The 21,877-nt window shown below is 63.6% G+C and carries 12 protein-coding genes; 3 read left to right on the forward strand and 9 right to left on the reverse strand.

Annotated features, from left to right (window positions below):
• Position 1 precedes the first annotated feature (1 nt).
• From glgB to IVA78_RS15015, 3 genes are read right to left on the reverse strand one after another with little or no spacing between them, the layout of a single operon-like run.
• Positions 2-2,140 (reverse strand): 1,4-alpha-glucan branching protein GlgB, encoded by a 2,139-nt coding sequence (glgB, locus tag IVA78_RS15005; RefSeq protein ID WP_247278338.1) that lies wholly within the window; start codon positions 2,138-2,140, stop codon positions 2-4.
• A complete protein-coding gene (gene treS / locus IVA78_RS15010) occupies positions 2,133-5,426 on the reverse strand; it encodes a maltose alpha-D-glucosyltransferase (RefSeq protein WP_247278339.1) in 3,294 nt (1,097 codons plus the stop codon). Before treS ends, glgB begins: the two co-directional genes overlap by 8 nt.
• A gap of 11 nt (positions 5,427-5,437) precedes the next feature.
• Complete coding sequence (locus IVA78_RS15015) at positions 5,438-7,384, reverse strand: maltotransferase domain-containing protein (RefSeq protein WP_247278340.1); 1,947 nt, start codon at positions 7,382-7,384, stop codon at positions 5,438-5,440.
• Between the two features lie 205 nt (positions 7,385-7,589).
• Between IVA78_RS15015 and malQ the strand changes: the two genes are divergently transcribed.
• Positions 7,590-9,551 (forward strand): 4-alpha-glucanotransferase, encoded by a 1,962-nt coding sequence (malQ, locus tag IVA78_RS15020; RefSeq protein ID WP_247278341.1) that lies wholly within the window; start codon positions 7,590-7,592, stop codon positions 9,549-9,551.
• Between the two features lie 18 nt (positions 9,552-9,569).
• Complete coding sequence (locus IVA78_RS15025) at positions 9,570-11,369, forward strand: glycoside hydrolase family 15 protein (RefSeq protein ID WP_247278342.1); 1,800 nt, start codon at positions 9,570-9,572, stop codon at positions 11,367-11,369.
• A 184-nt stretch (positions 11,370-11,553) separates the two neighbouring features.
• On the opposite strand, the gene IVA78_RS15030 is transcribed toward IVA78_RS15025, so the two are convergent.
• The 6 genes from IVA78_RS15030 to IVA78_RS15055 are packed head-to-tail and all read right to left on the reverse strand — an operon-like array spanning position 11,554 to position 19,093.
• Complete coding sequence (locus IVA78_RS15030; protein WP_247449809.1) at positions 11,554-12,366, reverse strand: HAD family hydrolase; 813 nt, start codon at positions 12,364-12,366, stop codon at positions 11,554-11,556.
• A gap of 43 nt (positions 12,367-12,409) precedes the next feature.
• The gene (locus IVA78_RS15035) at positions 12,410-12,940 is read right to left on the reverse strand and encodes a gluconokinase (protein ID WP_247278344.1); all 531 of its coding nucleotides are present in this window, start codon (positions 12,938-12,940) and stop codon (positions 12,410-12,412) included.
• Entirely contained in the window at positions 12,927-13,676 is a 750-nt protein-coding gene (pgl, locus tag IVA78_RS15040) for a 6-phosphogluconolactonase (protein WP_247278600.1), read from the reverse strand. The genes IVA78_RS15035 and pgl overlap by 14 nt, the downstream gene beginning before the upstream one ends.
• Positions 13,676-15,187: a glucose-6-phosphate dehydrogenase gene (gene zwf / locus IVA78_RS15045; RefSeq protein WP_247278345.1), complete on the reverse strand. Its 1,512-nt coding sequence runs from the start codon at positions 15,185-15,187 to the stop codon at positions 13,676-13,678. Before zwf ends, pgl begins: the two co-directional genes overlap by 1 nt.
• Positions 15,188-15,231: 44 nt before the next feature.
• Complete coding sequence (gene gnd, locus IVA78_RS15050) at positions 15,232-16,230, reverse strand: phosphogluconate dehydrogenase (NAD(+)-dependent, decarboxylating) (protein ID WP_247278346.1); 999 nt, start codon at positions 16,228-16,230, stop codon at positions 15,232-15,234.
• Between the two features lie 13 nt (positions 16,231-16,243).
• Positions 16,244-19,093 carry a bifunctional transaldolase/phosoglucose isomerase gene (locus IVA78_RS15055; RefSeq protein WP_247466135.1) on the reverse strand — a complete coding sequence of 950 codons (2,850 nt, stop codon included), beginning with the start codon at positions 19,091-19,093 and terminating at the stop codon, positions 16,244-16,246.
• A gap of 838 nt (positions 19,094-19,931) precedes the next feature.
• On the opposite strand from IVA78_RS15055, the gene IVA78_RS15060 reads away from it, so the two are divergent.
• The gene (locus IVA78_RS15060) at positions 19,932-21,875 is read left to right on the forward strand and encodes a PrkA family serine protein kinase (RefSeq protein ID WP_247278348.1); all 1,944 of its coding nucleotides are present in this window, start codon (positions 19,932-19,934) and stop codon (positions 21,873-21,875) included.
• The last annotated feature ends 2 nt before the right edge of the window (positions 21,876-21,877 follow it).

Genomic DNA, 21,877 nt, shown 5'->3' on the forward strand with positions numbered 1-21,877 from the left:
GTCAGCTTTCCGGAACGAGGAAGATTGCGGCAAGCGGCGGAATCGTGAGGCGGAGCTCGCCGCCCTCGGCGTGAACTTCGCCGATGTTGCCGACATTGCTGCCGCCATAATGGGCGGAATCCGAGTTGAGCACTTCCTTCCACTTGCCGCCAAAGGGCACGCGTACGCGGTAATTCTGATAGACGTTCGGCGAGAAGTTGACGATCACCAGGCATCGCGCCTGCTCGTCGAAACCCTTGCGCAGCCAGGCGAAGACGTTGCGGTTGGCATCGTCGGTGATCAACCATTCGAAGCCGGCCTGGTCGCAATCCATCTGATGCAGCGCCGGCACCGCGCGATAGAGCCGGTTGAGATCGCGGATCAGCGCCTGGATGCCGGAATGGTACTTGTATTCGAGCAGGTGCCAGTCGAGCGACTGGTCGTGGTTCCATTCGCGGCTCTGCGCGATCTCCGCGCCCATGAACAACAGCTTCTTGCCGGGATGGCCGAACATGAAGCTGTAATAGGCGCGCAAGTTCGCAAAGCGCTGCCACTCGTCGCCTGGCATGCGGCCGAGAATCGAGCGTTTGCCGTGCACGACCTCGTCATGAGACAGCGGCAGGATGAAGTTTTCCGAGAACGCATAATGAAGGCCGAACAGGATCTCGCCGTGATGGTGCTTGCGGTAGATCGGATCCTTGCTGATGTAGCTCAGCGTGTCGTGCATCCAGCCCATGTTCCATTTGTAGCCGAAGCCGAGCCCGCCGAATTCGACCGGGCGCGAGACCTGAGGCCAGGCGGTGGACTCCTCAGCCGCCGTGGTCGCCTGCGCGAAGCGGGCGAAGACTTCCGTGTTGAAGCGGCGCAAGAAGTTGATCGCCTCGATGTTCTCCCGCCCGCCGTACTGGTTCGGAATCCACGCTCCGGGCGGCCGGCTGTAATCGAGATAGAGCATGGATGCCACCGCATCGACGCGCAGCCCGTCGATCGCGTAGCGCTCCAGCCAGAACAGAGCGTTCGACACCAGGAAGTTCGTCACTTCGGTGCGGCCGTAATTGTAGATCAGCGTGCCCCAATCCAGATGGCGACCCTGGAGCGGGTTGGCGTGCTCGTAGAGCGCGGTGCCGTCGAAGCTGCCGAGGCCATGCGGATCGTCAGGGAAATGGCCGGGCACCCAGTCGAGCAGCACGCCGACGCCCTCGCGATGGCAGGCATCGACCAGCGCGGCAAAATCCTCCGGCGTGCCGAAGCGGCTGGTCGGCGCATAAAGGCCGGTCGGTTGGTAGCCCCACGAGCCGTCGAAGGGATGCTCGCTGACAGGCAGGAATTCGAGATGGGTGAAACCCATGTCGCGCGCGTAGGCCGGTAGCTGCTCGGCCAACTCGCGATAGGTGAGCCATTCATTGCCGTTCTTGCGCCGCCACGAGCCGAGATGGACCTCGTAGATCGACATCGGCGCCGACAGCGCGTTGATGCCGTCGGGCGCCGGCCGTGGCCGCGGCAGATGCGCCTCGTCGAACACGATGGAGGCGGTCTTCGGCCGCACCTCGCTCGCGAACGCCAGCGGATCGGACTTCAGCGGAAGCAGATGGCCGTGCGGGCCGATGATTTCGAACTTGTAGTGATCACCAACCTTCGCATGCGGGATGAATAGTTCCCAATAGCCGCTACCGCGTACGCGCATGGGATGGCGCCGGCCATCCCAGAAATTGAAATCGCCGACCACGGAGACGCGCCGCGCATTCGGCGCCAGCACCACGAAGCCGATGCCATCGACACCTTCGTGCCGCATCGGATGGGCGCCGAGCTTGTCGTAAAGGCGCTGGTGAGTGCCTTCGCCGAGCAGATAAAGGTCGAAATCGGTCAGGATCGGCGGAAAGCGGTAGGCATCCTCGAACTCGACGACGTTGCCTCCGAATTTTGCGCGCAGCTGATAACGTTTCGAGGCGTTAGGCAGCGCCCCGATGAACAGGCCGGAATCGTGCACGCGGTCGAGCGGGGCGACTTCGCCATGCTCGCCGACCACCTCGACATTGGAGGCTTCGGGCAGAAAGGCGCGCACCACGCTTCTACCGCCCTCGGGGTGCAGCCCGAGATAGTGGAACGGATCGGAGTGGCGGCCCTCGATGATCGCGTAGGCCTCGGCAGGCAGTTTAGGCATGGGCTTCGCCCTCGGCACTGGACAGAATGCGAAGCAGTCCGGTCAGCGGCGCATGGAGCCCCTCAGGCCGGTGGGACAGCTCGTACTCTACTTCGTCGAACGCTTGATCAAGCAGGAAGAACCTTAACAGGCCTTGCGCGGATTGCGGATTGTCCGGCCACAGCCGCCGATCGGTCATGGCTTCGCGATAGGCGGACAGGAAGGTTGCGGTGGCGCGCTCGCGCCATTCGTCGAGCGCGGCCGTGAGCCGGCCCTGCTCGTCGGAGGCGCCTGTGAGCGCGCGACCGAGAGCCGTGTTAACCGAAACATCAATCGAGTGGATCAGGCCCGCGACGTCGCGCGCGGCCGGCGCCTTGCGCCGCTTGTCGGCCAATGGAACACGCGGATCGCCGTCGAAGTCGATGATGAAGATATCGTCCTTCACGATCAGAGTTTGCCCGAGGCGGAAGTCGCCATGATGACGGATGTTCAACCCGCCGATCCCGGAAGGCAATAGCGCATTCAGTCGGTCGGGCAGGGTCGCGCGCGCCTCCGTGAGCTGATCGATCAGCGGCCGGTCCGCCTCCCGCAGGCCGTCGCGGCTCTCGGCCAGCCGTTCGAAAACCTGCTCGGCGCGCGCCTTGAGGTCGGATACGAGGTGCTTGACGTACGCGGAGCCGATCGGCTCCGGAGCGAGATCGTCCGGCGTTGCCGCGGCCAGAGCGACGTGCAGTTCGCCGAGCCGCCGGCCGATCTGCGCCACGAAGTGCAGATAAGGTGCCTGCTCCTGGGTCTCGCGCAGCGTTTCGCCCGCTGGCAATACGCGCTGCTCGTCGATATAGCGATCGAGATAGCCCGTTGTCATCGTCCAGCCGTCGCCCTGGTTCTCGACATAGGCATGCAGCACGCCGAGCGTGCTGCGCTGCTCGCCCTCGACCAGCTCGACGCTGCCCAGCAGCGGCGGCGTATTGGCAAAGCGTGCGACCTCCGTGAGGTAATGGCCGATCTCGATCTCGGGACTGACGCCGCTTTCGAGCCGCCGATAGATCTTGGCGACGTATTGGTTGTCGACCAGCGCCGTGCTGTTCGACTGTTCGATCGCGCGGATGCGTTCGGGCTCCTTGATGATGTAATCGGCAAACCGGCTGGTTGCCTTGAACTCCAGCCGCAGATTGTTCTCCTCCACCACTAGGTTCTGCGACAAATTGCGCAGGAACAGGCCGATGAAGATCTGGTCGGTCGCGACATCGAGCAGCGTGCCTTCGCGCGCGCCCTGTCGCACGGCGGCGAGCGCCTTCGGATTGAAGCGCTCGCGGTCGAAACGCACCCACTCGATCTGCAACGGCAGCACGTAGCGTGTCGCCACGTCTCCTTGGTTGGTCTCGAAGAACGCGATCCAGGGCCGGTTGTCGCCGATGTCGCAGAACGGCACCGCCGATGTCAACGCGGTCTTGATGTGCTTGGCATTGTGCTCGGGATACCACCGCGTCCGCGAGAGGAACCCCGGCAGCACATCGCGCTCGAACACGCCACGCTCGCGGGCGAGCGACACCCAATTCGAGTTCACCGGCACCACCAAGGTCTCGAACTCCGGCACCGCGCGCGGCGTCACCGGCTCGGACTTGTCGCGCTCCTGAAGCTGGAACCAGTAGAAGCCGTAGGGCCCCAGCGTGATCATGTAGGGCAGTTCACCGATCGGAGGAAAGCGCGTGCGGCCGAGCATTTCCTGTGGGATGCGGTCCTTCCAGGGCGACAGATCGAGCTCGGTTGCCTGCGCGGCGCGCGACAAATTGGCGACGCAGAGGATCACCTCGTCGCGATATTGCCGGACATAGGCCAGCACGGCGCGGTTGGCGGGGCGGATGAAGGTCATGGTGCCGCGGCCGAAGGCGAGCGTCGACTTGCGCACCGAGATCAGCCGCTTGGTGGCGCTGAGCAGTGAAGACAGGCTGCGCGACTGCGCCTCCACATTCACCGCCTCATAGCCGTAGACCGGGTCCATGATCAGCGGCGCATAGAGGCGGGCCGGATCGCAGCGCGAGAAGCCGCCGTTCCGGTCCGGGCTCCACTGCATCGGCGTGCGGACGCCGTTGCGGTCGCCGAGATAGATGTTGTCGCCCATCCCGATTTCGTCGCCGTAATAGATGATCGGCGTGCCGGGGAAGGACAGCAGCAGCGAGTTCATCAGCTCGATCTTGCGGCGGTCATTGTCCATCAGCGGCGCAAGACGTCGGCGAATGCCGACATTGATCCGCGCGCGTGGGTCGTTGGCGTAGGTGGTCCAGAGATAGTCGCGCTCGACGTCGGTGACCATCTCCAGCGTAAGTTCGTCATGATTGCGCAGGAACAGCGCCCATTGGCAGCTCGCCGGGATGTCCGGAGTCTGGCGCAGGATGTCTGTGATCGGGAAACGGTCCTCCTGCGCGATCGCCATGTAGATGCGCGGCATCAGCGGGAAGTGGTAGGCCATGTGGCACTCGTCGCCACGGCCGAAATATTCCTGCACGTCCTCCGGCCATTGATTGGCCTCGGCCAGCAGCAGCTTGCCCTTGGAGTAGGCGTCGAGCTCCTGGCGCAGGCGCTTGATGATCGCATGCGTCTCGGGCAGGTTCTCGTTCGAGGTGCCCTCGCGCTCGCACAGATAGGGAATGGCGTCCAATCGGAAGCCGTCGACACCGGCATCCAACCAGCGCTTCATCACCTGGATGATGGCGCTCACCACGCGCGGATTGTCGAAATTGAGGTCCGGCTGGTGCGAGAAGAAGCGGTGCCAGTAGAAGGCGCCAGCCTCGGGATCCCACGTCCAGTTCGACTTCTCCGTGTCGGTGAAGATGATGCGCGTGCCCTGGTATTTCTGATCGGTGTCGCTCCAGACGTACCAGTTGCGTGCGCTCGAGCCCGGATGGCTGCGGCGCGCGCGCTTGAACCATTTGTGCTGGTCCGAGGTGTGGTTGACGACGAGCTCGGTGATGACGCGCAGGCCCCGCTTCTGCGCCTCCTGGATGAAGCGCTTGAAATCCTTCATCGTCCCGAAATCGGGGTTGACCGCGCCGTAATCGGCGATGTCATAGCCGTCGTCGCGGCCGGGCGAGGGGTAGAACGGCAGCAGCCACAGCGCGGTGACGCCGAGCTCCTGGAGATAGGGCAGCTTCTCGGTCAGCCCGGCGAAGTCGCCGATACCGTCATTGTTGCTGTCGGCAAAGGCCTTGACGTGGAGCTGGTAGATGATGGCGTCCTTGTACCAGAGCTCATCCACGATCTCGGCAGCCTCGGCTTTCCTGGTGTCGACGGAAGACAGAACATTCATGGCGTGAACCCTTACGCCAGGCCGCGGAACAGGAGCGCCGGATCGCGATCGGGATCGATACGCAACCTGACCCCGCCCCATTCGATGCAGGACCGTTCGCCGGTGAGGAGGTTTTCGAGTGCCGCAACATGATGTCGCTGCCCGCTGGCGTCAACAGTGACGTCACCGAGCGGCAGCCAGAATTCGCGCGCATGGCGCGACAGCGCGATTACGACGACGACGGTGTGGGCAGGCTCGGCGGCCTCCTTCACGAAGGCAATGGTTTCGCCGTCCTCGATACCGAGGAAGCGCAAATTGGCCGTTTGCTGGAGCGCCGCATTCTCGTTGCGGACGCGATTGAGCGCGGTGATGTAGGGCTTGATGTTGCCGGGCGTGTCCCAGTCGCGCTGCTTGATCTGGTATTTCTCGGAATCCAGATATTCTTCACGGCCGGGGATCGCCGTGTGCTCAAGCAGCTCGAAGCCACTGTAGATGCCGTAACTGCCCGACAGCGTCGCGGCCAGCGCAAGGCGCGACTTGAATGCCCAGGCTTCGCCGCTCTGGAGGTGAAAGGGCAGCAGGTCGGCTGTGTTGACGAACAGGTTCGGGCGATAGAAGTCGCGTTCGGGATAACGGGTCAGTTCGCCGAGATATTGCTCCAGCTCCCACCGCGAGGTGCGCCAGGGGAAATAGGTGAAGGACTGCGCGAAGCCGAGCTTGGCGAGCCCCTTCATCAGCTTCGGTCGGGCGAAGGTCTTGGAGAACAGGATCACTTCGGGATGTCGGCGGCGGATGTCGCGGATCAGCCACTCCCAGAACGGAAATGGCGCGGTGTCGTGATTGTCGATGGCGAAAATGGTCACACCATGATCGATCCAGAACAGCATGGCATCGCGAAACGCGTTCCACAGCCCAGCCCTGTCGACGGAGTTGAAATCGGGGATGACGATATCCGAATAGGCGCCATCCACCGTCCGCACGGAGCGATCCGGCCGCCACCTGAACCATTCCGGATGCTGCGTCAGCCAGGGATGGTCCGGGGAGCATTGCACGGCGAAGTCGAGCGCGAGCTCGAGACCGTACTCCAGGCAGGTCGCAACCAGTGCGCGGAAATCCTCGATCGTGCCGAGCTCGGGATGCAGCGCATCGTGTCCGCCTTCCGTGGTGCCGATCGCATAGGGCGAGCCGGGATCGCCTTCACCCGCCACCGGCGCATTGTTGCGGCCCTTGCGGCGGGTGTGGCCGATCGGGTGGATCGGCGTGAAGTAGAGCACGTCGAACCCCATCGCGGCGATGTCGGGCACGCGGGCGATGCAGTCTCTCAGCGTGCCATGCCGGCCGGGGATCCGGCTCTGGCTGCGCGGCATCATCTGGTACCAGGCGCCAAAGCGTGCCCTATCGCGGTCGATGATCAGCGGAAAAGAAGCTGAGCGGGTGAGGTCGGGCCGCGACTGGCTCTCGGCCATGGCTTCGCCGAGCTCGGTTGCGAGCAGCGGGCCGACGTCGCCGCTCTGAAGAAAATCCTCGCACTGCCTGAGGATAACCAGTGCTGCGTCTTGTTGCGCGCCATGCGCCTTGGTCAACAGGCCGGCGCCCTCGATGGCGTCGAGGGTGACGTCCGCACCGGAGCGTTGCTTGCGCGCGATGCCGTGGGACCAGGTGGCGAACTCGTCGGTCCAGGCTTCGATAGCGTAGATGTATTGCCCGGCCTCGGTCGGGACGAAGGCGCCCGACCAGCGGTCATTACCGTGATGGGTCATCGGCTCACGCTGCCATTCGCGGTCCTGCTCACGGCGCCATAGCAGCGCGGCGCCGATCACGGCATCACCGTCACGATAGATGTCGGCCCAGACATCGACCCGGTCGCCCGCGATCCGCTTCACTGCAAAGCGGCCGCCCTCAATCGAGGGATAGACGTCTTCGATGAGGAAAGCGCTGCCGGCTGCGGCACTTTCGACAGTTTGAATTGTCTTGTTCACGGTGATGCCATTGACAAGAAAGCAGGGGCCCGTTTCCCTTGTCGGGAACCTACGCTTGAGACCTATATAGAAAGCCGCTTGTGTGTCATTAGTTCCCCCTGGGAACGGCAGGCGCAGTTTGTGAGTTAAGCCCGACTAACGTCTTCCGCTGCCTCGTTAAAATCGATGCCCCCGGCGAGTGGGTGGCTTGCAAGCTGCGTGCCGAATGGATCTTTTAGCTCAAGCCCGGATCAAGGGCGTTCAATCTGAATTCGTTGATGCCTTGGGAAAGCTGCGGGTCACCGACCCCGTGGCCCTCAAATCGATCCTCGACGCCCTGCCGGAAAAGCGGGTTTACCGCTTTGTCGGCGGGCCGGTCGTGGTGCGCGCCTTAGGGCATCCGCGAACGGAATTGGCGGCCATCGGTGCGCCACCCCTGCAATGGAAGTTGACGGCAAACGGCAAAATGATCGCGCAAGGCGAGACGCGCGAGCCCGTGATCGCCTGGCCTGCCGGCCTGCCGCTCGGCTATCATCGTTTGACTCTGACCGACGCGGAAGGCGTGACGGAAGAGGTGCCGATGATCGTGGCGCCCGAGCGCGCGTTCGGCGGCGATTTCGACCGCGGCTGGCTGCTTGCCGTGCAGCTCTATAGCGTCCGCTCCAGCCGCAATTGGGGCATCGGCGATTTTACCGACCTGGCCGATCTCGTCCGGCTCGCCAAGCAATTGGGAGCCGACGGTGTCGGGCTCAATCCGCTGCATGTGCTGTTCGACGACCACCCGGCCGATTGCAGTCCCTATTCGCCGAACAGCCGCCTGTTTCTCAATCCGCTCTATATCGACGTCGAGGCGATCCCGGAATTCTCGGCCGACCTCGTGCCGGATGCCGCCGCGACTGCAGCGCGGCTGCGCGAAGGCGACCGTGTGCCCTATACGGACATGGCGGCGTTGAAATGGCTGGGCCTGCGCGCTGCCTACAACAGTTTCGTGACGAGCGCGAGCGAAGCGCGCCGCAAGGAGTTCGACGCTTTCCGCGCCGCCCGCGCGCCGCTGTTGTCCCGCTTTGCCTGCTTCGAGGTGCTGCGTCATCGCTTCACCGCGCCATGGTGGGAATGGCCGGTGGAATGGCAAAAGCCTGACGATGCGCAATGCGCCGAGCTGCGCAATGGGGCCGACAAGCGCGACGTCGAGTTCGTCGAATTCGTGCAATGGACGGCTGACAGCCAGTTGCACGCGGCCAAGGAGCTGGCGAGCCAGCTCGGCATGCGCGTCGGACTCTATCTCGACGTTGCCGTCGGCGTGCAATCCAACGGCTTCGATGCCTGGAACGAGCAGATGGCGATTTCCCGCCATCTCGCCGTCGGTGCGCCGCCCGACGTGCTCAATACCGTCGGCCAGGACTGGGGTCTTGCCGGCTTCAACGCAGGCGGCCTGGAAGCTCAATCCTTCGTGCCGTTCGCCGACATGCTCGCCGCTTCGATGCGCCATGCTGGGGCCATCAGGCTCGATCACGTGCTCGGCTTGAAGCGGCTTTATCTGGTGCCGCGCGGCTTCAAGCCCGACAACGGCGCCTATGTGCAGATGCCGTTCGAGGCGCTGCTGGCGGCGGTGGCGTGCGAGAGCGCGGCCCATAAATGCATCGTGATCGGCGAGGACCTCGGCACCGTGCCGGAAGGCTTCCGCGAGATGATGCAGGATTTCGGCATCTGGTCCTACCTCGTCATGATGTTCGAGCGCGACGATACCGGCCATTTCCGCAACGTCGACCACTACCGGCCCAACGCACTGGTCACGCTGAACACCCATGACCTGTCGACCTATGCCGGTTGGCGCTCGTTCGGCGATCTCAGGATGAAGCGCTCGCTCGGTATCGATCCCGGCGAGAACGATCAGGCGCGCTGGGATGCGCTCGGCAGGCTCGACGAGATTTTGCGCCAGAACGGCATCAATGCGAACGACCTCTATTCGGTGCTCGCCTTCCTGTCGCGCACGCCGTCGCGGCTGCTCGCGGTGTCGCTGGAGGATCTGCTCGGCGTGATCGACCAGCCCAACATTCCCGGCACGATCGACGAGCATCCGAACTGGCGCCAGCGGCTCCCTGTTACGCTCGACAAGATCGCGTCCAAGATCGATCTCGCGGCTTTGAAGGCCGCGACGCGGGAACGTTCATTGAATGGCGGAAGCTGAAATCTAGGCTCGACGACTTTGTCTCAGAAGATCGAGGACTATGCGCTGATTGGCGATTGCGAGACGGCCGCGCTTGTCGGGCGCAACGGCTCGATCGACTGGCTGTGCTGGCCGGCCTTCGATTCCGACGCCTGCTTTGTCGCGATCCTCGGCACCCACAGGAACGGCCGCTGGCTGATTGCACCCAGCGAGGATGTCACGGCTACGTCGCGCCGTTATCTTGGCGATTCACTCATCCTCGAAACCCGCTTCGAAACGGACAGTGGCACGGTCGCGCTGATCGACTTCATGCCGCCGCGCGGCAAGGCGTCTGATATCGTGCGGCTGGTCCGCGGCATCAAGGGTGCGGTGAAGATGCGGATGGAGCTCGTGATCCGCTTCGGCTTCGGGGCCGACATTCCGTGGGTGCGACGGATCGACCATTCCCTGATGGCAATTGCCGGCCAGGACATGACTGTGCTGCGCACGCCTGTTGAGACCCGCGGGGAGAATCTGACCACGGTTTCCGACTTCAAGGTGACGGCCGGCGAGACCGTACCGTTCGTGCTGACCTACGGCCCCTCGCATCTGCCGCCGGCCGAGTCGATCGATCCAGAGATCGCGCTCGAGGAGACCGAAAGGTTCTGGCAGGACTGGTGCAGCCACTGCACCCGCGATGGCAACTATCACGATCTCATCATGCGCTCGCTGATCACGCTGAAGGCGCTGACCTTCGCCCCGACCGGCGGCATCGTCGCGGCACCGACCACGTCATTGCCGGAGAAGCTCGGGGGCAGCAGGAACTGGGACTACCGCTTCTGCTGGCTGCGCGATGCCACCTTCACGCTGCTGGCGCTGATGAACTCGGGCTACACCGAGGAGGCCTTGGCGTGGCACAATTGGCTCCTGCGCGCCGCCGCCGGCTCGCCGTCGAACATGCAGATCATGTACGGCATCTGGGGCCAGCGCCGGCTGTTGGAATGGGAGGCGGGCTGGCTCGACGGCTATGAGGGCGCCAAGCCGGTGCGCATCGGCAATGCCGCGCATGCGCAGCTTCAGCTCGACGTCTATGGCGAGTTGATTGACGCTTTCCACCAGTCGCGCATGGCCAAGCTCAAGCTCGACGAGGAGACCTGGGCGCTGGAATGCGCGGTGCTCAATCATCTCGCCGAGGTCTGGGACCGGCCCGATCACGGCATCTGGGAGCGCCGCGGGCAGCCCAAGCACTACGTCTTCTCCAAGGTCATGACCTGGGTCGCCTTCGATCGCGGCATCAAGAGTGCCGAGACCTTCGGCTTCAAGGCGCCGCTGTTGCACTGGCAGGCCTTGCGCGAGGCCATTCATCGTGACGTCTGCAACCACGGCTTCGATGCGGGCGAAAACACGTTCGTCGAGTCCTACGGCTCGAAGCTGCTCGATGCCAGCGTGCTGCTGTTGCCTGCCGTCGGGTTCCTGTCGCCATTGGATCCACGGATCCGCGGCACCATCGCCGCTGTCGAGAAATGGCTGATGCGCGACGGCTTCGTGCTGCGGCATGACCCGCGCGAGCTGCCGGCGGGGCAGCCGCCGCTCGAAGGCGCGTTCCTGGCTTGCACGCTGTGGCTGGCCGATGCTCATGTGCTGTCGGGCGATCTCGACAAAGCACAAGTGTTGTTCGATCGCGTGGTGGGCATTGCGAACGATGTCGGGCTGCTGGCGGAGGAATATGATTCCGTGGCACGGCGCCAGACCGGCAACTTCCCGCAGGCGCTGACCCACATCGCGCTGATCAACACTGCGCATAATCTGTCGGCGGCCAGGCAGGAGAGCGAGAAGCCGGCCGTGCAGCGCTCGCAGTAGTAGTGACGCAGCGGGCGCCTGCCGAGAGTAGGTTAATTGCTTCCGCTACCGAGGTGCGCTCCCTCTCCCGCTTGCGGGGGGTGTCTCCGCTGGGCGAAAACAGTTAAGAGGAGAGAACCCTCACCCGCCGCTACGCGGCGACCTCTCCCGCAAGCGGAGAGGTTGAAACCAGCTGGCGGCAAACTCAGCCCACCCCATTCCGCTTCAAGATCATCTCTATCGCCTCCGCAAAACCGTCCTGCTCGTTGGTCGCGGTGACGTGAGTGGCGTGGTCCTTGACGTTGTCAGCGGCATTACCCATGGCAATCGAGACGCCGCTGACGCGGAACATCGCGAGGTCGTTTTGCATATCGCCGATGGTGGCGACCGCGTCGGTGGAAATGCCGAGGCGATTGGCCATCGCCTGCACGAAGGTGCCCTTGTTGAAGCCGGGCGGGGTGATGTCGAGATAGTAGGTTTGCGAACGTACTGCTGTGGCCTCGTTGCCGAGCGCCTCCTGCATCGCCTTCTCGCACCGCTCGAGGCCGGCGGCATCGGCACTGGCGCCGACGATCTTGCAGGCGCTCGCAAGGTACGGCGAAAAATCCGTCACGATGGTCGGATCGGCGCGGATCGTGCGCTGCTCATGCGCGACGTAGCTGCCCTCGGGATTGTCGATCAGCCATTTGTCGGTGGTGAAGAGCCAGACGTCGGCGCCGTATTCGCGGAGGATCCGCAGCGATCTCTCGGCCGCGCCCGCCGGGATAAGGTGCTGCTCGACCGGTCTCATCTCGGGATCGACGATCGAGGAGCCGTTGAACGGCCCGACCGGAAGCCAGAGCGCCAGCGGCTCGATCAGGAAGCGCATGCCGATCGCGGGGCGGCTGGAGGTGATGGTGAAGCCGATGCCTGCCTGGTGCAGCCGCTGCACGACAGACCTCGCGCGCTCCGTCAGCGTCTTGTCCTTGGTCAGCAGCGTGCCGTCGACGTCGGAGACGACCAGTGAGATCTTCGTCATGGCAGGACCTTAATTCAGGTTTTCTTATTCAGATATCTTGGCCTTAGCGCTTCGCCCCGCCCAACCTCAATTGCCGCACCACGCCGTCCACGATCGCCTCGACGGATTCGTCGATCGAGACGGTGATGACGTGCTCGCCCGCCTCCGGCGGCTCCAGCGTGTTGAACTGGCTGGTCAACAGCTCGGGCGGCATAAAATGACCCTTGCGGTGGGCGAGCCGCTCGGCAATCAGCTCCTTCGTGCCTTTCAGGAAGACGAAGCGGACGTCGTCGCGTCCGCGCAGCAGCACGTCACGATAGGCGTGTTTGAGCGCCGAGCAGGCGATGATGACGTGCTCGCCGCGTCCGCAGACCCGCGCGATCTCGTCGGCGATGGCATTGAGCCAAGGCCAGCGGTCTTCGTCGGTGAGCGGATGGCCCGCCTTCATTTTCTCGACATTGCTGGCGGGATGAAAGCTGTCGCCGTCCTTGAAGCGCCAGCCGAGGCGCTCGCCGAGCGCCGCCGCAATCGTGCTCTTGCCCGAGCCAGACACGCCCATCACGATCAATGCACAAGGTGCTTCAACGCCCGCCACGAATTCCCTCCGGAAGCGCGGCCTGGTCCACCAGCCAAACGGTCTCACCATTCGAACGCGCGCGCAACGCCGGCAGAGTCTCGCCATTGAGGAGGCGCGTCAAGATCGGCCGCTTGTCGTGCCCGGCGATCCCGAACAGCATTTCGCGGCAGGATGCCAGAACGGGCAGGGTGAGCGAGACCCGCGGGACGAACGGCGCGACACTGGCCTTGGGCACCCCGACGACCCAGCGTTCGGTCTCCTCAACTTCGGAATAGCCGGGAAACAGCGAAGCGGTGTGGCCGTCCGGGCCTACGCCCATCAGGACCATGTCGAACAGCGGCCGTGCCGCATCGAGCCGGTCAGCGCCATAGAAGGCTTGCAGCTCGCGAGCATAGGCCTCGGCGGCGCGATCAGGATTTTCGGCCGTGGTTGGGATCGGATGGATATGGCCTGAGGGCGCACTGCGATCGAGGAAGGTCGCGCGGGCGGCCGCCATGTTGTTGAGGGGATCGCTTTCCGACACGAAACGCTCGTCGCCGATGAACCAGTGCACGCGCTCCCACGGAATTCTTTCGCGCCAGGCATCGCTGCCGAGCAATTGATAGAGCTTCCTCGGGCTGGAGCCGCCGGTGAGGCAGATTGCGATGCGCGAGGGATTGGCGGCGATCCGCGCCATAACCCGTTCGGCCGCGGTAAGCGCCAACGCCTCGGCGTCGGCCGCGACGATCAGCTTCGGCTGCTCGGCTGCTTCCATCACGAGTACTTCCGCCAGCTTCGTCCGTCGCGCCGGAGCAGCTCGTCCGCGCAGGCCGGGCCGTCGCTGCCGGCTTTGTAGGTCTCGATGCCGTTGGTGCCCGCGCTTTGCCAGGCGTCCAGGAACGGCTGCACCGCATCCCACCCGGCCTCGATGCCGTCGGCGCGCTGGAACAGGATGTTATCGCCGATCATGCAATCGTAGATCAGTGTCTCGTAGCCGGTCGAGGGATCGGCGTGGAAATAATCGCCATAGCGGAACTTCATCTCGACGCCGTCGACGGTGACGCTCGGTCCCGGGATCTTGGCGTTGAACTGGAGCTCGATGGTCTCGGTCGGTGCAATGCCAATGGTGAGAAAGTTTTGCGACAGGCGGTCGACCGTCGTGCCTGAGAACATCGACAGCGGCGCCTGCTTGAACTTGATCGCGACCTCCGTGCGCTTGTGGCTCAGCGCCTTGCCGGTGCGCAAATAGAAGGGGACGCCGGCCCAGCGCCAATTGTCGATCATCAGTTTGAGCGCGACATAGGTCTCGGTGGTGCTGCCGGGCTTGACGTCCGCCGTCTTGCGATAGTCCGGAATCTCCTCGTCGCCGATGCGGCCGGCGAGATATTGCGCGCGCACCGAGCTCCTCAACGCTTCCTGCTGGCTCGGCCGCTGGATCGCGGTGAGAACCTCGGCCTTCTCCGAGCGGACGGAATGGGCGTCGAAACGACTCGGCGGCTCCATCGCCACCAGCGACATCAACTGGAACAGATGGTTCGGTACCATGTCGCGGAGCGCACCGGTGGCATCGTAGAAGCCGCCGCGATGGCCGACGCCGAGCTTCTCCTCTACCGTGATCTGAACGTGGTCGATATGGTTGCGATTCCAGATCGGCTCGAACATGCCGTTGGCAAAGCGCAGCACCAGAATGTTCTGCACCGTCTCCTTGCCGAGGTAATGATCGATCCGGTAGATCTGGTGCTCATCCATGATCTTCAAAAGTTCGGCGTTCAGCGCGCGCGCCGAGGCGAGGTCGGTGCCGAACGGCTTCTCGATCACGAGGCGCCTCCAGGTGCCGTTCTGCTTCATCAGGCCGGTGCGGCCGAGCTCGCGCGCGGTCGGCGCGAAAGCCGCTGGCGGGGTGGCGAGATAGAACAGCCGGTTGCCGCCGGTGCCTTCTGAGCATTCCAGCGTGTCGAGATGCTCGCCCAAGCGGTCGAACGACGGCGGATCCTTCGCATCCGCCTCGACGAAGGTCACGCATTGCAGCAGCTGTTTTGCGACGACGTCGTCAACCGGGCGCGTTGCAAACTCGCGCAGGCCCTTCATCAGGCTGTCGCGCAGCTCGTCATCCGATTGTGCCTTGCGGCCCACGCCGACGACGCAGAATTTCTCCGGCAAAAGGTCTTCGGCGGCGAGATTGTAGAGCGATGGCATCACCAGCCGATGGGTCAAATCTCCGGTCACGCCAAAGATGACGAAGGCGCAATTTTCCGGCTTGCGCTTTGGCTGCGGGTCTTTTGTCACGAATTGTTGGCCTTCGCTTGAGTACGTTTCACTGCAGCTTCGAACTATTTGGACTTCGGCACGCCGGGCTGCTTCGGCTCCTTGTGGCCGCCGAACCCGGCGCGCATTGCGGAGAGAATTTTCTCGGCGAAGGTGTGTTCCTTGCGGGAGCGGAAACGTGTGTAGAGGGCCGCGGTCAACACTTCGGCAGGCACCGCCTCGTCGATCGCCGCATTCACGGTCCAGCGTCCTTCGCCGGAATCCTCGACGAAGCCGGAATATTCCGCCAATGCCGGGCTGTCGGCGAGCGCCGTCGAGGTGAGGTCGAGCAGCCAGGATGGGATCACGCTGCCGCGCCGCCACACCTCGGCAATGTCGGCGAGATCGAAATCGTAACGGTGGTCCGCCGGCAGCGCCTCGATATTGGCATTCTTGAGGATATCAAAACCTTCGGCATAGGCCTGCATCAGACCGTATTCGATGCCGTTATGGATCATCTTGACGAAATGGCCGGCACCGACAGGGCCGGCATGGATGTAGCCCTGCTCGATGCGGGGATCGCGGCCCTCGCGCCCCGGCGTGCGCGCAATGTCGCCGGCGCCGGGCGCGAGCGCGGCGAAGATCGGATCGAGCCGGTCCACCACCTGCTTCTCGCCGCCGATCATCATGCAATAGCCGCGGTCGAGCCCCCACACTCCCCCGGACGTGCCGACGTCGACATAGTGGATGCCGCGCTCCTTCAGCACCTTGCCGCGGCGGACGTCGTCCTGCCAGAAGGTGTTGCCGCCGTCGATGATGACGTCGCCCGCCTGCATCACGCCCGCGATCGTCTCGATCGTGGTCTCGGTGATACGCCCCGCAGGCAGCATCACCCAGGCGGTGCGCGGCCGCTCGAGTTTCGAGATGAATTCCTCGAGCGTCGCGGAGCCGATCGCGCCATCTGCGGCAAGGCCGGCGACGGCCTTGGCGTCCTTGTCGTAGACCACGGTCGAATGACCGTGACGCATCAGGCGGCGAACGATGTTGCCGCCCATCCGGCCGAGGCCGATCATGCCGAGTTGCATGTGAGAGCTTCCTTTAGTCCAATGCGTCGTTAAGCGCCGTGTTGAGCGCCGCGAGACCTTTCTTGAGCCCGCCCTTCAGGTGGACGCGCAGCGCGCGCCGGCCCCGGTCGGTGAGCACGTCGAAATCGCCGCGCGCCTGCGCCGCTTTGATCACCCCAAAGCTCGCCTTCTGGCCCGGCACCGGCAGATCCTTGGCGTCGTCGGCGGTGATCTGGAGGAACACGCCGCTATCTGGCCCGCCCTTGTAGGCCTGCCCGGTGGAGTGCAGAAAGCGCGGTCCGAATTCGGCGCAGGTCGCGACATGCCGCTTCTCGCGCACTTCGAGCCGCATGGCCTGAAGTGCGTCGATGGTGGTCTTGTCGCGCGCGATGTAGCCGAGCAGGGCGACATAGTCGCCGTGGCCCGAGCGCGACAGATGCGCCTTCAGCCATGAGGTAAGGTCGCCATTGGCGCCGGCGGCGCGCAGCGCCGTGGCGTTGGCTTCATCGGTGTAGAGGTCAGCTTCATCGGTGCTGACCACCGGCTGCTCGGCCGGCAGCGCGCCGGTCTTCTCGAACTCTGAAGTGAGCTCGCGGGTCTTGATCTTGGCCGCTTCCACGTCCGGCTGGTCGAACGGGTTGATACCGAGAATGCTGCCGGCCACGGCCGTCGCCATCTCGAAGCGGAAGAACTCCTGGCCGAGATGGTCGATCGACTTCATGACGATCCGCACCACGGGATGCCCGGCGGCTTCGATCGCGGCAAGCTTGGAATCATGGGCCGCGTCCGCCTCGCCTTCGATGCGGATGTCGATGAAGAAGCGGTCGTCGCCGTAAATCGCGGGTTCGCCCAGCGGCTCGCCCTCGATCGGGATCAGGCCCTTGCCCTCCTTGCCGGTCGATTCCGCGATCAGCTGCTCGGCCCAGGCGCCGAAATCGGCGATCTTCTTCGATGCCAGGATCGTCACCTTGTCGCGGCCTTCAAGGCCGGCGAGGCCCATGGCGAGGCCGAGCTGCACGCCCGGGTTCTCGGATGGCGGCACGTCCGGTCCGCAGGAGCGGGCCATCGCCAGCGCATGCTTGATGAAGGTCTTGACGTCTATGCCTGCGGTTGCCGCCGGCACCAGGCCGAACGGCGAGAGCACCGAATAGCGGCCGCCGATCGTGGGTTCGCCGTGGAAGATGCGGGCGTATTTCAGCTTCTTCGCGGCTTTCTCCAGCGACGAGCCCGGATCGGTCACCGCGATGAAGCGGTGGCCGGTCTTCACCTTCGGCCCAACCGCCTTGGCAACCCGCTCATGGAAATAGTCCTTCATCGCGTTCGGCTCGGTGGTGCCGCCGGACTTGCTGGAGACGATGAAGACGGTGTTGGCGATGTCAATCCTGGCCTCCACTGCCCGCACTTCGGCCGGGTCGGTGGAATCCAGCACATGCAGTTTTGGGAAGCCGGGCTTTTTCCCGAAGGTTTCGGCCAGCACCTCCGGCCCGAGGCTCGAACCGCCCATGCCGAGCACGACGGCGTCGGAGAATTTCTGCCCCTTCACGCGGCCCGCATAGTCCTCGTAGTCGGCGATGTCGGCCCTTGCCGCGCTGTCGAGCCAGCCCAGCCATTTGTCCTCGTCGGTGCCGGTCCAGACCGACTTGTCGCGCGCCCACAGCCTGCGGATCTTGGCAGATGCGCGCCATTCCTCGGTGCTCTTGGCCAGGCTCTTGCCGAGCCCGTCGCCGAGCGAGAGCAGCTGGCGGTCGAGCGCCGGGCCGAGCACCACGGCCCGCTTGTGCGCGACGGCGCCATAGAGCTTGTCGGCGGCATCGGCAAACTGCTTGACCCCGTCCTTGACCAGCTCCTCGGTGATCGCATCGAGCGAAATGCCGGAGCGCTCCAGCTCCTCGAGCACGCGGCGGGCGTCGTCGACATTCTCTTCCAGGCTGTCGCGCGGCTTGCCGTGATCGCGGAACGCGTCCAGCGTCGCCGGCGGCACCGTGTTGATGGTGTCGGGGCCGATCAGTTCCTCGACATAGAGGACATCGCTGTAATCCTTGTTCTTGGTGCCGGTGGACGCCCACAGCATGCGCTGCGGCTTGGCGCCCTTGGTGGCGAGCTTGTCCCAGCGTGGCCCCGAGAACAGGCGCTTGAAATCCTGATAGGCGATCTTGGCATTGGCGATCGCGACCTTGCCCTTGAGCGCGGCGAGCCGTTCCTTTTCGGAGGGATCGTTGGCGCGGGCGATCTTCTCGTCGAGCTGCTTGTCGACCACCGAGTCGATCCGGCTGACGAAGAAGCTCGCGACGCTCGCAACATGCGACGGGTCGCCGCCGCCGGCGACGTATGTCTCCAGACCGGCGAGATAGGCCTCGGCGACCTTCAGGTAGACGTCCCTGGAGAACAGCAGCGTGATGTTGATGCTGATGCCGTCGCCGATGAGCTGTTCGATCGCCGGCAGGCCCTCCGGCGTCGCCGGTACCTTCACCATCAAATTCTTGCGGTTGACGTCCTTCCAGAGCCGCCGCGCCTCGGTGACCGTGCCGGCGGTGTCCATCGCCAGATAGGGCGAGACCTCCAGGCTGACATAGCCGTCGCCTCCCTTGAGGCGGTCGTAGACCGGGCGCAGCACGTCGGCGGCGTTCTGGATGTCCTCGACCGCAACGGCTTCGAACAGGTCGGCCACGGCGCGGTCGCCACGCTTCAGCGCCTTGCCGATCGGCGCATCGTATTCGTCCGAGCTGCCGATTGCCTTCTCGAAGATCGAGGGATTGGAGGTGACCCCTTTGACGCCGTCGGTATCGATCAGTCGCTTCAGGTCGCCCTTGGCGATGAAGCCGCGGGCCAGGAAGTCGAGCCAGACGGCTTGTCCGTGCTTTTCCAGTTCTTTGACGGGATTCATGATGTTTATCTATCTCCAAGCCTGCGGGCGAGGGGTTTCCGCGCCGGTCCTGACGCGCTATGCTCTAGCTTACATGCCCCCGCGAGGGAACCAATCAAGGGGACGGGAGTCATACCCTCAGGTGTAACTGGGCCGCGATCATGGCGATCCAGGCGGCAGCAGCCGGCAGCGACATGGAGTGCCACCGGCGGCCTCCGATCCGTCTGTCGCGCGGCGGCGAAATGGCTGTGCTGAGAAGCATGCAGCACATCCTGACGTTCTCATGCTCGTCGTTGCCAAGCTCCGCAATCCGTTGCGCCGGCCACGAGCATCGAGGCTGCTGCGATCCTGAAGTGACGTAACCCGTGACGCACTGCGGCTGTTGATCGCGGCGCGCAGAAATCTGCGCGTGGCAATCGCATCGTCTTCGATCGGAGAGCCGTTCGACCGATTTGGATACGTCGCTGCACGCTTGTCCCGATTGCTGCCGCCGGTCCACGCACCGCATTGCAGCAGGAAGATGAACGCGGCGCTCAAGGCTTCGCCGTACAAGCGTCATAAGATCGCCGCTGGCAGACCGCTATGCTGCAGCGCCGGATGAGCTTTCTCCCCGGTAATGCCCGGATGTTGCGAGCAAGTGACATTTTCTGGAAATGAGCCAATATGGATGTAGATTCGCTCAAATTACAGGCATGTGCCTGTTCGTAACTCAACGAGTGCCTACGTTGTGCGTTGCGTCGAGCCGGCACCCGGGTGTCCAATGATCGTCATGTGCTCACGCTGATTCGAAACGGCCTGAGGAACGGTCCGGTAACTGCATTCGTTTCAGCTTGTAGCGGAACTCACGCGGAGAGGGATCATGTACAACGATTCTCTATTCAACGCTTTCGCTCGGTCGTTCGAGGCGAGAAGCCAGCACGACTTATCGATGGCGGAATATCTGGAATCGTGTCGAAGCGATCCCATGAAATACGCGAACGCGGCCGAACGCCTGCTAGCTGCCATCGGCGAACCCCAGACGATTGACACGGCCAAGGACCCACGCCTTGGCCGTATTTTTTTGAACCGCACGATCCGCACCTATCCGGCCTTCGCCGGCTTCTACGGAATGGAAGAAACCATCGAGCGCATCGTCGGTTTCTTCCGCCACGCCGCGCAAGGTTTGGAGGAGCGCAAGCAGATCCTTTATTTGCTCGGCCCGGTCGGCGGCGGCAAATCCTCGCTCGCCGAGCGGTTGAAGTCGCTGATGGAAGTGCACCCCATCTACGTGCTGAAGGCCGGCGATGAACTTTCGCCCGTGTTCGAGAGCCCACTCAGCCTGTTCGATCCCGATCAGCTCGGGCCGATGCTGGAAGAGAAGTACGGAATTCCGCGCCGGCGCCTCACCGGACTGATGAGCCCGTGGTGCTACAAGCGGCTGGAAGCCTTCGGCGGCGATATCTCGCAATTCCGCGTCGCCAAGATCCAGCCGTCGCGGCTTCGGCAGATCGCGATCGCCAAGACCGAGCCCGGTGACGAGAACAACCAGGATATCTCCTCGCTGGTCGGCAAGGTCGACATCCGCAAGCTCGAGACCTATGCGCAGAACGATCCGGACGCCTACAGCTATTCCGGCGGCCTCAATCGCGCCAACCAGGGCGTGCTCGAGTTCGTCGAGATGTTCAAGGCGCCGATCAAGATGCTGCATCCGCTGCTGACCGCGACGCAGGAAGGCAACTATATCGGCACCGAGAACATCGGCGCGATCCCCTTCACCGGCATCATCCTCGCACATTCCAACGAAGCCGAGTGGGCGAGCTTCAAGGCCAACAAGAACAACGAGGCCTTCATCGACCGGATCTGCGTCATCAAGGTGCCGTACTGCCTCAGGGTCACCGAAGAGCAGAAGATCTACGAGAAGCTGATCCAGGGTTCCGAGCTCGCATCGGCTCCTTGCGCGCCGTCGACACTGGAGACGCTGGCGCGGTTCTCGGTGATGTCGCGCTTGCGCAAGCACGAGAACTCCACGCTGTTCGGCAAGATGCGGGTGTATGACGGTGAGAGCCTGAAAGAGTCCGATCCGAAGGCGCGCAGCGTCCAGGAATATCGCGACGCCGCCGGTGTCGACGAGGGCATGGACGGTGTCTCCACCCGCTTCGCCTTCAAGGTCCTGGCTGCGACCTTCAATCACGACCCGCAGGAGGTCGCCGCCGACGCCGTGCACCTGATGTACGCGCTGGAGCAGGCGATCCGCCGCGAGCAGCTTCCGGAGGAAACCGAGAAACGTTATCTCGAGTTCATCAAGGCGGAGCTCGCGCCGCGCTATGCCGAGTTCATCGGCAACGAGATCCAGAAGGCCTATCTCGAATCCTACTCCGATTACGGCCAGAACCTGTTCGACCGCTACGTCGATTACGCCGACGCCTGGATCGAGGATCAGGACTTCAAGGATCCCGACACCGGCCAGCTGCTCGATCGCGAGCTTTTGAACCAGGAACTGACCAAAATCGAGAAGCCGGCGGGCATTGCCAACCCGAAGGACTTCCGCAACGAGGTCGTCAAATTCTCGTTACGCTCGCGGGCCCAGAACGGCGGCAAGAACCCGACCTGGACCTCCTACGAGAAGATTCGCGATGTGATCGAAAAGCGGATATTCTCCCAGGTCGAGGATCTGCTTCCGGTCATCTCCTTCGGGTCCAAGAAGGACGGCGAGACGGAGAAGAAGCACGGCGAGTTCGTCGCACGCATGGTGGAGCGCGGCTACACCGAGCGTCAGGTTCGCCGGCTCGTCGAATGGTACATGCGCGTGAAGCAGGCCGGTTGAGG

This window comes from Bradyrhizobium sp. 137 (assembly GCF_023074095.1).
Classification (GTDB): Bacteria; Pseudomonadota; Alphaproteobacteria; order Rhizobiales; family Xanthobacteraceae; genus Bradyrhizobium.